This is a genomic window from Enterobacter cloacae complex sp. 6730903, from assembly GCF_048283985.1.
GTDB lineage: Bacteria > Pseudomonadota > Gammaproteobacteria > Enterobacterales > Enterobacteriaceae > Enterobacter > Enterobacter hormaechei_C.
The window spans coordinates 1-12,089 of sequence record NZ_JBLVXX010000001.1 but is presented as its reverse complement, the minus strand read 5'-3'; the positions used below and the strand labels follow the sequence as shown (position 1 = coordinate 12,089).

16 protein-coding genes are annotated in these 12,089 nt (G+C 52.2%); 2 read left to right on the top strand and 14 right to left on the bottom strand.

What is annotated here, in order from left to right; all coding sequences use genetic code 11:
* Positions 1–42 precede the first annotated feature (42 nt).
* Positions 43–303: a YfhL family 4Fe-4S dicluster ferredoxin gene (locus ACNQ0W_RS00080; RefSeq protein WP_003860704.1), complete on the top strand. Its 261-nt coding sequence runs from the start codon at positions 43–45 to the stop codon at positions 301–303.
* Here ACNQ0W_RS00080 and acpS read toward each other — a convergent pair.
* The 9 genes from acpS to ACNQ0W_RS00035 all read right to left on the bottom strand — a co-directional run bounded on the left by acpS (position 300) and on the right by ACNQ0W_RS00035 (position 7,596).
* Complete coding sequence (gene acpS, locus ACNQ0W_RS00075; RefSeq protein ID WP_015572144.1) at positions 300–680, bottom strand: holo-ACP synthase; 381 nt, start codon at positions 678–680, stop codon at positions 300–302. The two genes, ACNQ0W_RS00080 and acpS, sit on opposite strands and share 4 nt — an antisense overlap.
* A complete protein-coding gene (gene pdxJ, locus ACNQ0W_RS00070; protein WP_062933313.1) occupies positions 680–1,411 on the bottom strand; it encodes a pyridoxine 5'-phosphate synthase in 732 nt (243 codons plus the stop codon). Before pdxJ ends, acpS begins: the two co-directional genes overlap by 1 nt.
* A gap of 75 nt (positions 1,412–1,486) precedes the next feature.
* Entirely contained in the window at positions 1,487–2,194 is a 708-nt protein-coding gene (gene recO / locus ACNQ0W_RS00065) for a DNA repair protein RecO (RefSeq protein WP_062933314.1), read from the bottom strand.
* A gap of 17 nt (positions 2,195–2,211) precedes the next feature.
* Entirely contained in the window at positions 2,212–3,117 is a 906-nt protein-coding gene (gene era, locus ACNQ0W_RS00060) for a GTPase Era (RefSeq protein WP_003860709.1), read from the bottom strand.
* Entirely contained in the window at positions 3,114–3,794 is a 681-nt protein-coding gene (gene rnc / locus ACNQ0W_RS00055) for a ribonuclease III (RefSeq protein WP_003860711.1), read from the bottom strand. Before rnc ends, era begins: the two co-directional genes overlap by 4 nt.
* Positions 3,795–4,017: 223 nt before the next feature.
* On the bottom strand, positions 4,018–4,992 hold the full coding sequence (gene lepB / locus ACNQ0W_RS00050; RefSeq protein WP_006811565.1) for a signal peptidase I: 975 nt from the start codon (positions 4,990–4,992) through the stop codon (positions 4,018–4,020).
* A gap of 15 nt (positions 4,993–5,007) precedes the next feature.
* On the bottom strand, positions 5,008–6,813 hold the full coding sequence (gene lepA, locus ACNQ0W_RS00045; protein ID WP_003860714.1) for a translation elongation factor 4: 1,806 nt from the start codon (positions 6,811–6,813) through the stop codon (positions 5,008–5,010).
* A 154-nt stretch (positions 6,814–6,967) separates the two neighbouring features.
* Positions 6,968–7,357 carry a S24 family peptidase gene (locus ACNQ0W_RS00040; protein WP_126787203.1) on the bottom strand — a complete coding sequence of 130 codons (390 nt, stop codon included), beginning with the start codon at positions 7,355–7,357 and terminating at the stop codon, positions 6,968–6,970.
* Positions 7,357–7,596: a hypothetical protein gene (locus ACNQ0W_RS00035; protein WP_058657732.1), complete on the bottom strand. Its 240-nt coding sequence runs from the start codon at positions 7,594–7,596 to the stop codon at positions 7,357–7,359. Before ACNQ0W_RS00035 ends, ACNQ0W_RS00040 begins: the two co-directional genes overlap by 1 nt.
* An 85-nt stretch (positions 7,597–7,681) precedes the next feature.
* Between ACNQ0W_RS00035 and ACNQ0W_RS00030 the strand changes: the two genes are divergently transcribed.
* Positions 7,682–7,948 carry a DinI family protein gene (locus ACNQ0W_RS00030; protein WP_116329931.1) on the top strand — a complete coding sequence of 89 codons (267 nt, stop codon included), beginning with the start codon at positions 7,682–7,684 and terminating at the stop codon, positions 7,946–7,948.
* 81 nt (positions 7,949–8,029) lie between these two features.
* Here the strand turns inward: ACNQ0W_RS00030 and ACNQ0W_RS00025 are convergent, their stop codons facing one another.
* From ACNQ0W_RS00025 to ACNQ0W_RS00005, 5 genes are all read right to left on the bottom strand, one after another.
* Positions 8,030–9,349 carry a phage tail protein gene (locus tag ACNQ0W_RS00025; protein ID WP_417933158.1) on the bottom strand — a complete coding sequence of 440 codons (1,320 nt, stop codon included), beginning with the start codon at positions 9,347–9,349 and terminating at the stop codon, positions 8,030–8,032.
* Positions 9,350–9,407: 58 nt separating this feature from the next.
* Positions 9,408–9,581, bottom strand: coding sequence for a phage exclusion lipoprotein Cor (gene cor, locus ACNQ0W_RS00020; RefSeq protein WP_074165530.1), 174 nt, complete (start codon positions 9,579–9,581; stop codon positions 9,408–9,410).
* Positions 9,582–9,763: 182 nt separating this feature from the next.
* The gene (locus tag ACNQ0W_RS00015; RefSeq protein WP_052948721.1) at positions 9,764–10,315 is read right to left on the bottom strand and encodes a hypothetical protein; all 552 of its coding nucleotides are present in this window, start codon (positions 10,313–10,315) and stop codon (positions 9,764–9,766) included.
* 337 nt (positions 10,316–10,652) lie between these two features.
* Positions 10,653–10,919 (bottom strand): hypothetical protein, encoded by a 267-nt coding sequence (locus ACNQ0W_RS00010; RefSeq protein ID WP_127353258.1) that lies wholly within the window; start codon positions 10,917–10,919, stop codon positions 10,653–10,655.
* On the bottom strand, positions 10,916–12,089 hold a 1,174-nt coding region (locus tag ACNQ0W_RS00005; protein ID WP_417933157.1), incomplete at its 5' end, for a DUF1983 domain-containing protein. The genes ACNQ0W_RS00010 and ACNQ0W_RS00005, both read right to left, overlap by 4 nt.

The window sequence follows — 12,089 nt, the reverse complement described above, 5'->3', positions numbered from 1 at the left end:
TATAATGCCCGCCCTGTTTGTGATGTTTCTGAGAATTTCCTGATGGCGCTGTTAATCACCAAAAAATGCATCAACTGCGATATGTGCGAACCCGAATGCCCGAACGAGGCGATTTCGATGGGCGACAGCATTTATGAGATTAACAGCGACCGCTGCACCGAATGCATCGGCCACTATGAGACGCCGACCTGCCAGAAGGTGTGCCCCATTCCCAATACGATCTTAAAAGATCCGGCACACGTCGAGAACGAAGAACAGCTGTGGGATAAGTTTGTCCTGATGCACCATGCGGACAAAATTTAACTTTCGATAATCACCGTCGCACAGGCGTAGTGGCGTTCATCGGCTAGCGTTACGTGCATGTGCGCCACGCCGAGCTTTTCCGCCAGCTTAAGCGCCTCGCCCCATAAACGCAGACGTGGCTTACCCAGCTCATCGTTAAACACTTCAAACTGGTTAAACGCCAGGCCGTTACGAATGCCCGTGCCGAACGCTTTCGCCGCCGCCTCTTTTACCGCGAAACGCTTTGCCAGAAAGCGCACCGGCTGTTGATGCGCCTCCCAGATAGCCCATTCGTTATCGCTCAGCACGCGTCTTGCGAGGCGATCGCCGCTCCGGGCGATCACCGCTTCAATGCGGGCTATTTCAACGATGTCGGTGCCTAAGCCCAGAATAGCCATTACTGACGCGCTTCCAGCATCAGGCGCTTCATCTCGGAAACCGCTTCTTTCAGACCGCTCATCACCGCACGACCAATAATGGCGTGACCGATGTTCAGCTCGTGCATTTCCGGCAGGGCAGCGATGGCTTTTACGTTGTGATAGGTCAGGCCGTGTCCGGCGTTAACCTTCAGTCCCAGGCTCGCGGCGTAGGTTGCCGCTCTGGCGATTCGCTCCAGCTCTTTCGCCTGCGCTGCGTCGTTTTCGGCATCGGCATAGCAGCCGGTGTGAATTTCAATATACGGCGCACCCACGTCGGCAGCGGCTTTAATCTGGGTGAAATCGGCGTCGATAAACAGAGAAACCAGGATACCGGCATCCGCCAGGCGTTTGCAGGCATCGCGCATTTTGTCGAGCTGCCCGGCCACATCCAGACCGCCTTCGGTGGTCACTTCCTGACGCTTTTCCGGCACCAGGCAGCAAAAATGCGGTTTGGTGTCGCAGGCAATGGTCAGCATCTCTTCGGTGACCGCCATCTCCAGGTTCATGCGGGTGTCCAGCGTCTGACGCAGGATACGTACGTCGCGGTCGGTGATGTGGCGACGATCTTCACGCAGGTGAACGGTAATGCCGTCGGCGCCAGCCTGCTCGGCGATAAACGCCGCCTGAACCGGATCGGGATACGCGGTACCGCGTGCATTACGTAACGTGGCGATGTGATCGATGTTGACGCCTAACAGTAATTCAGCCATGACAATCCTCGGTATTTTTGTTCATTTACCTTCTCCCTCTCCCTCCGGGAGAGGGCTGGGGTGAGGGGTAAAACATTAGCTTTTCGGCATAAACTGCCTGAATAATTCGCGGCTCTTTAAAGGTTTGCCCCCAAGATACGGCTTGAGCGCAATTCGGGTAAAGCGTTTTGCCGCACGCAGGGTGTCGGCGTCCGGGAACTCGCGTTCATAAAGCGCCCGGAGCTGGCGCCCGGTAAAGGTGCTGTTATCGACGACGACACTGGCAATAAAGCCCTTTTCCTCACGATAGCGATAGGTCATGGTGTCTTCTACCTCGTCTCCGCTTCCCGCACAGTGTAGAAAATCGACGCCGTAACCAAGGTGCCCGAGCAGCGCCAGTTCGAAACGACGCAGCACAGGCTCAGGGGTGCCGGTTGCGCCAGCAAGTGCCTGAATACAGTGCAGGTAATCAAAGAAAAGTTCAGAGAAGCGGGTCTCATGTTCAAGAACCCGTGAGATGAGTTCGTTAACATACAAACCGCTGTAGAGCGTGATACCAGAAAGAGGAAGCGCCAGGGAGACGGCTTCAGCACTGCGCAGGGTTTTGACTTCCCCTCGCCCGCCAAAGCGGACCAGCAGCGGGGTGAAAGGCTGCAAGGCACCTTTCAGATTAGAACGTCTGGAACGTGCGCCTTTGGCAACAAGGCGCACGCGACCGGACTCTTCCGTGAAGACGTCCAGCATCAGGCTGGTTTCGCTCCAGGGACGACTATGCAGGACAAAGGCGCGCTGCCATCCATCCATATGCTCGTCGTCTTGAGTTACTGATCTTCGCCGTAACCGAGGCTGCGCAGCGCACGCTCATCATCGGCCCAGCCAGATTTCACTTTCACCCACAGTTCCAGGTGAACCGGTGCTTCAAACATGTCCTGCATGTCTTTACGGGCTTCGATTCCGATAGTTTTGATCTTGGCGCCTTTATTGCCGATCACCATCTTCTTCTGCCCTTCTCGCTCAACGAGGATCAGACCGTTGATATCGTAACCGCCGCGCTCGTTGCTCTGGAAACGCTCGATCTCCACCGTCACAGAGTACGGCAGCTCGGCGCCCAGAAAACGCATCAGCTTCTCACGGATGATTTCAGACGCCATAAAACGCTGAGAGCGATCGGTGATGTAGTCTTCCGGGAAGTGATGAGTCGCTTCCGGCAGATGCTTGCGCACGATGCCCGCGATGGTATCAACGTTCAGACCCGTTTCCGCAGACAGCGGGACGATGTCCAGGAAGTTCATCTGGCTGCCCAGCCATTGCAGGTGCGGCAGCAGATCGGCTTTTTCCTGCACGTTGTCCACTTTATTGACCGCGAGGATCACCGGCGTTTTGCCGTCGCGCAGCTTGTTCAGGACCATTTCGTCGTCCGGCGTCCAGCGGGTGCCTTCCACAACGAAAATCACCAGCTCTACGTCGCCAATGGAGCTGCTCGCCGCCTTGTTCATCAGACGGTTGATGGCGCGCTTCTCTTCCATGTGCAGGCCCGGGGTATCGACGTAGATCGCCTGATACGCGCCTTCAGTATGGATACCGACGATGCGGTGACGCGTGGTCTGCGCCTTACGCGAGGTGATGGAAATCTTCTGCCCAAGCAGATTATTCAGCAGGGTGGATTTGCCAACGTTCGGACGTCCGACGATGGCAATAAATCCGCAATAAGTTTTGTCGATGCTCATTCCAGCTCCAGCATTTTTAACGCCTGTTCGGCGGCAGCCTGTTCAGCCTTACGACGGCTTGAACCCGTGCCGACCACCGGTTCACTCAGGCCACTGACCTGGCAATGGATGGTAAATTCCTGATCGTGGGCTTCGCCACGCACCTGCACCACCAGATAGGATGGCAGCGGCAGATGACGACCCTGCAAATATTCTTGCAGACGCGTTTTAGGATCTTTTTGTTTATCGCCCGGGCTGATTTCGTCCAGGCGGGTCTGATACCAGTTCAGGATCAGCTTTTCTACGGTCTGGATATCGCTGTCCAGGAACACGCCACCGATCAATGCCTCGACCGTATCGGCAAGGATGGATTCACGACGGAAACCACCACTTTTCAGCTCACCTGGCCCCAGACGCAGACATTCACCCAGCTCAAACTCGCGTGCGATTTCAGCGAGGGTATTGCCGCGCACCAGCGTGGCGCGCATGCGGCTCATATCACCTTCGTCCACACGCGGAAAACGATGATAAAGCGCATTTGCAATCACGAAACTTAAAATAGAGTCGCCTAAAAACTCGAGACGCTCATTATGTTTGCTGCTGGCACTGCGATGGGTTAATGCCTGTTGCAACAACTCCTGATGATGAAAAGTGTAGCCCAGCTTCCGTTGAAGCCGATTAATTACGATGGGGTTCATGCGATACCAATAAATGAATGCGTCAAAAATGCAGCACACGAAACCGACCTGAGAAAACCAACGCGGTTTCGTGTGCCGTGGCACCCTTGCAGGGCCAACCTTAAACTTCGGGGGAATATTCTATACACAACGACAGGGGATGTCGTTAGTTCAAAGAGATTTATCGCTGAAATAATTCACGTAGCGGCGAATAAAAGCCGCTACGTGTTATTTTTGACGAAAATTAATGAATTCCGCCAATACGATTGAGGCGAACGCCGGTCGGCCACTCGCCTTCCTGCTTCTCAAAACTCATCCAGATAGCTGTTGCTTTACCGACCAGATTCGCTTCCGGCACAAAGCCCCAGTAACGGCTGTCCGCAGAGTTATCGCGGTTGTCACCCATCATGAAGTAGTGTCCCGGCGGCACAATCCAGGTCGCCAGCTGTTGGCCTGGCTGCTGGTAGTACATTGCCAGCTGATCCTGTGCGATGGGCACGGTCAGAATGCGGTGAGTGACATCGCCCAGCGTCTCTTTGCGTTCAACCAGACGAATGCCATTCTCTTTGGTTTCACCTTTTGGCACCTGGAAGAATCCGCTGGTCGCTTCACCGCCGTTACGGCGGGCGAAGGTCTGCACAAAATCAGCTGGCTCAACGTTGGAGTAAGTGACTGGCAGCGCATTTTCACATGCGGTGCCAGAGCTACAGCCTGGCTGAATGGTCACCTCTTTCGCCACCGGATCGTAGGTCACTTTATCGCCCGGCAGACCTACCGCGCGTTTAATATAATCCAGCCGCGGATCTTCCGGATATTTAAACACCACGATGTCGCCACGTTTCGGATGACCCGTTTCGATCAGCGTTTTCTGGTAGATCGGATCTTTGATGCCATAAGCAAACTTCTCAACCAGAATGAAATCACCGATCAGCAGCGTTGGCATCATCGATCCTGACGGGATCTGGAACGGTTCATAGATAAATGAACGCACCACCAGCACAATCGCCAGCACCGGGAATACCGATGCCCCTGTCTCCAGCCAGCCCGGTTTTGGGCCGACTTTTTTCAGGGTTTTCGCGTCCAGCGCATCGCCCGTGGCTGCCTGCGCGGCAGCCTGACGTTCACGGCGTTTTGGGGCGAAGATAAACTTATCCAGGCACCACAACAGACCTGTCACCAGGGTAGCGATGACCAGGATCAGGGCAAACATGTTCGCCATGCCAACTCCTTAAGGTTATTTACCGTTACCGTCTTTACCAACATGAAGGATGGCAAGGAATGCTTCCTGCGGCAGCTCAACGTTACCGACCTGCTTCATACGCTTCTTACCTTCTTTCTGCTTCTGCAACAGCTTTTTCTTACGGCTGACGTCGCCGCCGTAACACTTAGCCAGAACGTTTTTACGCAGCTGTTTCACGGTTGAACGGGCAATGATGTGGTTGCCAATGGCCGCCTGAATCGCAATGTCAAACTGCTGACGCGGGATCAGATCTTTCATCTTCTCAACCAGCTCACGACCACGGTACGGTGCGTTATCGTTGTGGGTGATCAGCGCCAGCGCATCCACACGCTCACCGTTGATCAGCACGTCCACACGAACCATGTTCGAGGCCTGGAAGCGTTTGAAGTTGTAGTCCAGCGACGCATAGCCACGGGAGGTAGACTTCAGACGGTCGAAGAAGTCGAGCACCACTTCCGCCATCGGAATTTCATAGGTCAGCGCCACCTGGTTACCGTGGTAAACCATGTTGGTCTGCACGCCACGCTTCTCAATACACAGGGTGATCACGTTACCGAGGAACTCCTGCGGCAGCAGCATGTGACACTCTGCGATAGGCTCGCGCAGTTCCTGAATATTGTTCAGCGGCGGGAGCTTGGACGGGCTGTCAACGTAGATCACCTCTTTCGACGTGGTTTCTACTTCGTAGACAACCGTCGGGGCGGTGGTGATCAGATCCAGATCGTATTCACGCTCCAGACGTTCCTGAATGATCTCCATGTGCAGCAGACCGAGGAAGCCACAGCGGAAGCCGAAGCCCAGCGCCGTTGAGCTTTCTGGCTCGTAGAACAGGGAGGCATCGTTGAGGCTCAGCTTTCCGAGCGCATCGCGGAAGTTCTCGTAATCGTCGGAGCTGACCGGGAACAGACCCGCATAAACCTGTGGTTTCACCTTTTTGAAGCCTGGCAGCGCTTTATCTGCCGGGTTACGTGCGCCGGTCAGGGTATCGCCTACTGGCGCGCCGAGGATGTCTTTAATTGCACAGACCAGCCAACCCACTTCGCCGCATTTCAGTTCGGTACGGTCAACCTGTTTTGGCGTGAAGATGCCCAGACGGTCAGCGTTGTAGACCTGGCCGGTGCTCATGACCTTGATTTTGTCGCCTTTACGCATGGTGCCATTTTTAATACGCACCAGCGAGACAACGCCGAGGTAGTTATCAAACCAGGAGTCGATGATCAGCGCCTGTAGCGGCGCATCCGGGTCGCCTTCCGGCGGCGGAATATCACGCACCAGACGTTCCAGTACATCCGGAACGCCGACGCCAGTTTTCGCCGAGCAGCGCACTGCATCGGTCGCATCAATACCGACGATGTCTTCAATCTCTTCCGCTACGCGCTCAGGATCGGCGGCTGGCAGGTCGATTTTATTCAGAACCGGCACCACTTCAAGATCCATTTCCATGGCGGTGTAGCAGTTTGCCAGCGTCTGGGCCTCTACGCCCTGCCCGGCATCCACCACCAGCAGCGCACCTTCGCAGGCCGCCAGCGAGCGTGACACTTCATAAGAGAAGTCAACGTGCCCTGGGGTGTCGATAAAGTTCAGCTGATAGGTTTCACCATCGGAAGCTTTATAGTCGAGCGTCACGCTCTGCGCTTTGATGGTAATACCGCGTTCGCGTTCCAGGTCCATGGAGTCCAGAACCTGGGCTGCCATTTCACGATCAGACAGGCCACCGCAAATCTGGATAATACGGTCAGACAGCGTCGACTTACCGTGGTCAATGTGAGCAATAATGGAGAAGTTTCTTATGTTCTTCATAAATATGAATTTTTTAACTCGCTATGCAGATAATTGGTTCTTGATGGACACAGCGGTGGACATCCCACAGTAACTACCCCATCAACGACTGGCCTGCATATTACACTGTAGCGCCGAAATCGTCAGCATACGATCTCTTCATTAACATACGATGTTACATCACCGGACAATCATCAAACTCACCAGACCGCGCGTCGTTGATGATATACGTGATCACCCCAAATACCGGACGCGAAGTGTCGGATACCTCATCCTTATCTGGCAAACTCTCCCGTTTACCGTTCTCAAGGTTTTCCAGGTGTGGCCGCGGGTGTGTGCGATACCGCTTAATCCTAAACTCACCGCTATCTGTGCAAACCAGCAATGAACCATCACATGGAGACATTGACGCGTCGACAACCAGCAAAGCACCATTGAGGATACCTTCTCGGTAATGCGTTGCACCGGCCCGCATAAAGTACGTAGCCGCTGGCCTGGTGATGATGCGCTCGTCAAGCGATATACGCTGTTCAACGTAATCCGTAGCCGGCGAAGGAAAGCCCATTAGAAAACCCTCCCCATGTTACGCAGGATCCAGTACCGGTTCTCGCTGCCGTTTGTCGTCTTATCGGCGAAGTCCGGCTGGTATCGCTCGATCCATGTATTTGCATCCGCCTGGCTGAAATGCCAGCTCTTCTCGCGCAACTTATTGATGAATTTATTTGTATTGAGACAAAGGTAACCCTTTTGATTCTGTTCTATAGAGGCTAAAAAAGCTGCATGAATATCTGATTTACGAGGCATAAGTATAGCCCTCATGACACATTGACTGTATATGCATACAGTAGTATTTTTATTTGCAGAGATCAAGTAAGCGAGAGGGATGGTTATGTTCGTTGAACTAGTTTATGACAAGCGTAATGTTGAGGGGCTCAAAGGGGCCAGAGAGATCATACTGGCCGAGTTGAAGAAGCGGGTGCACCAGATTTTCCCCGATGCCGAAGTGAAGGTGAAGCCAATGCAGGCGAACGGTTTAAATAGCGATGCCAGCAAAAGTGATCGGGAAAAACTGAACCGCATGCTGGAGGAAATGTTTGAAGAGTCCGATATGTGGCTGGTTTCTGAGTCCCCGACCGTTCGCCAGGTTGGCCTGTAAATTTTACTCGGGCATGAATACAGAGCAACCAGTTGCCGCCCGTTTTTCATGCGATGGGCGGCAGCCCTATCAAGAGCCACTCTATTTGTTGGCTTCTAATTCATGAGCGTCATCGAGAGCTTTTTTAGCAGCCAGCTGTTTTTGATTCCAGATGCTGTTAGCAGGCATTTCTACTCGAACGCTGACGAACTGATCTGACGGGATATCAATAGGCTCTCCGTCATTGATCCCGTCACGTTCATTTCTGGCATAAGCAGGTGCCGAAGGATGTGTGCGGTGGTAGGTTTTCACCAAGATAGAACCGTCAGCCTTAACCTTATAGTCCAGCCAGATTAAAGGCTGCTTATTTCGATCAGTGGGTATTTCAAAGCCGCCATCAATCCCACCCCATGTAGCGTCAGCATTCAGCCCCATACACCCTTCAATCAGATACTCACCGATAGCCTGGCGGGTTACAGTGCATCCTTCAGATTCATCGTTAAGCTGACACGAACCATCACTGAACAACTGTACAATCGGAGAAGCGGCTTTTAACGTACCGTCAGATGCACGGGTCGTATTTCCAGTGTGGTAAATCTGCATCCAGCCAGAATCATTACCATCCGCCATACTCATGAACTGAATAATTTTCCCGCTAAGAATCAGCGCAGCAAATGATTGTTGCGCTACCGGAGTGCTTCCACTCCCAATATTACGGTCTGATAACCGGATGCCAGAACCATACATTCCAGGACCGCCAGAGGTCGCGGGATTAACATTGCAAAAGCGGGTTCCATGGCTTTTGTCCCAGATGTCGTTGATTACTGGTAAATTTTTAGAACCCAAGCCAAACGCCCCAGACACCAGCACATTATTATCACCCTCACCAGTGTTCTTGATTGCGCTGTCTCCCAAACCAAGGTTTGTTCGAGCGCCTGATGCGCTTGTCGAACCTGTACCACCCTGCGAAATACTTAGCGCAGTTGTAAATCCGCCAAGACTGGTAATGTCACTGTTAGCGCCTTTCTTGGCCAGTGACTTCTGACCCGGCACGGTAACGGCAGTGCCGTTGATAGTGATGGTGACATCAGATGTCCCGTTCATTACATCAGCGAACCCACTCATGTAGCGCTGGTACATCGTGAAGGTTTCAGCGATATCCTGCGCCAGACCATCCACGCTCAGACTGTCACTCAGAAGAATGGCAAATCGGGTTCCGGCGGGAACAGTTGGGTTAGCTGCTGGCGTTACGGTGAGACTTGTTGCGCTGCCGATGGTGGTAATCTGAAATACCTGCACAGGGCTGGTCATTGCAATAACGGTACAGCCGTTACGAATAAGAGAACCAGCAGCAGTGAAGTTTGTGCCGGTACCTGTAAGGGTGTTTCCGCTGATGGCGATAGTGCCAGTGGTATAAATCATGTTTTCTCCAGGCAATAAAAAACCCCGCCGGAGCGGGGTTTGTTCAAAATTGAATGAGTTATTGGCAGGTAGTGCTGGTGAACGTGTTGGCGCTGACCCAGGTCCAGTTAAAGGGATAACCGGCGCGGTACTGTGTCTGATTGTTTTGTTTACGGACTCCGTAGATCTTGACGCTGCTTTCCTGTCCGCCGACCAGGGCTGTTCCGGTGCATACGGGTTGCTGCTTCTCAATAACGCCAGCGTAAGTTGCGCATTACTCTCTACCGATTTTACGGGCAATGTATACGGTACACCGCCAACAGTAGAGACAATAAAGTCACCTGCGGCGAGTTCGGTTGCGAATGAGGTTCAGGAACCGCCAACAACAGCGGACCCGTTTGTCAGGGTGATAGTTCCTGCAGACATTATGAATCCTTAATCATATTTTGATGCATTAATGACCAACATTGAATTGCTCCATATGAAACCCGCCGGACCAGATGTGTTTGCAACTTGTCGGCTTGGCGTGGAAACAATGCTTCCACTTGCTGATGATGAAGATACGAATATATTCCATCCACCAACCGATGAGTTAACAACTGAATATACTGACATCTGCACAGGACACACGGCGGCAAGATATCCAACATCAATACGGGTGTTTGTTCCCTGACTTGCAACCTGATAGCACTCAAGTGGCCTCATATTTCCGTGATAAATCATTTTACCTGAAGCGTCATACATCGCGATCCCAAATGCTGGAGAAGCAACCACCATCGCAGCAAAAGCATAAATATGGATACTCCCCACACCTGCATTAACATCAATCCTGAGTGAGTTGTATCCGTTTTGGTCAATCTGGCTGAATGATGCGTACAATTCATTCTGCATTCTTACAAAGAAGATAGCCGGTATTCCTGATGGGATGCGCGTCTGAAATACCTCGCCATTAATTCCAGCCATGACACCTTTATCAATAAGATTCATCGGTGTTACCTCAGGACTTAGCCATAAATTTCCGTCCGGCCGCAAAATCTGCATACCATATGACATCACTACCCCCAGTAAACCATGGCAAAAAATGTAGAATTCCCTGCAAGACCGCTCCACGTCACAGTATTTCCGCTGACGCTAACTGACGAATTACCTGCCGAACCATTCCAGAGCATGGAATTTATCACTAATGCCTTAAGCGTTTTACCTGCCGGTGGGGCAGGGTATGTTTTGGTCCCTGATGGCGATGTCAACTTGTCAAGGAAAAATATGGGAGTAATTAGGCCAGTTATATCCACTCCAGTATCATCAAATATTTGGTATCCATAGCTCATCGTGGGCAGTCTCCATGCATAAATGAAGTCGCTGGCTGCCAGCGACCATAAAAATTCACATACGATTGCCCTGGTGCTGCACGATAATAAACTCGCCCAAATCTGTCATGCCTGACCGCATTAATCTTCACAGGATAATCACCTCCGACCACAAATGTTTTCAGCGTATAAACTGCTGTGCAGTCAGCATCAACCGTTGATTCTTTATAAGCGCATCCAGTCAGGATAAAACAGGTTGTAATAGCCAAAAATTTAATCATCATAATTGTCCTATTCTTACGCGAAGCGTTCCATTCTGATCATAAACATCCATGCGGGTATTATTCAGCGTTAATCTGCCCTGCCCTGATGTGGCACCATTCATTTCCAGCGTGCCCCCTTTATCAAGTTTCCAACCTACCGAACCTGCGACGTAGTTATTGGACTGGATATAGTTGCCGATTTTGGCATTACTGATGGTCCCGTCGCCGATGACCGTGTCCCTGATAATGACTTGTTCATTCTGGATAACGAACGGCAGCGTAACATTACCTCCTGCCTGGTTCATGACGGCAAATCGGTCTGCCAGGAACAACACCTGCGACTGCATGCCGGATGGAGTGTTCTGAACACCAATACCCATGCCTGCAGCATACTGACGACCGTTGGCATCAATAGCCACCTTAATGCTGTACATCGCATTCAGGTTATTGTTGATGTCCGCTGATACCTGAGCATTCTGGACAATAGCGGCCTGCTGGCCATTAACGGTGACCTTCAGCGAATTGATCTGAGTTGCCGAAGCCTGTGTGAAGTCAGCAAGCGTCTTTGACAGATCAGTGACATTCGCGGTGTTTCCACCGGCACTGGAGTCAAGGGTGCGCAACGACTCAGCAACAGCTTTGCTGGCATCGGCCATTACATTATCGACCCGCTCAATACCGGCTTTGTTATCGCCATATTGCACGCTCAGAAGGTTACGCTGGTTAACCTGCGCGAGCGTGCTGGTGATCAGCGCTATAGCATTGTTCTGAATACCGCCGCTGGCCTTATCAGTTTGTGCACCCAGTTCTTCCAGACGTGATGCCATTGAGGAATCGAGGTCTGTGACAACCTGGCTAAGATCAGTGATTGATGCTGTATTCTGAGCACCTACAGCAGCAGCTGAATCAGCTTTATCAGAGGCGACCTGCGTGGCAGCAGTCAATTGGCTTACCGCAGAAGCGCGCGCTTCAGTTTCCGTCGCTAATGCCTGGCGAACATCAGTAATACCGGCTTCATTCTGCGCATTTTTTGCCTCAAGACGGGTAACATCAGTAACTCGCGCCTCCGTCTCAGTGGCAATCACCTCCCGAAGCTGTTCGAATGTCGCAGAGTTTGCGCCCTGCTGCGCAGTCTGCCGCACAACAACATCAGCAATAGCCAGAGCATTGCCGATAATTGCTTCGGCTGTC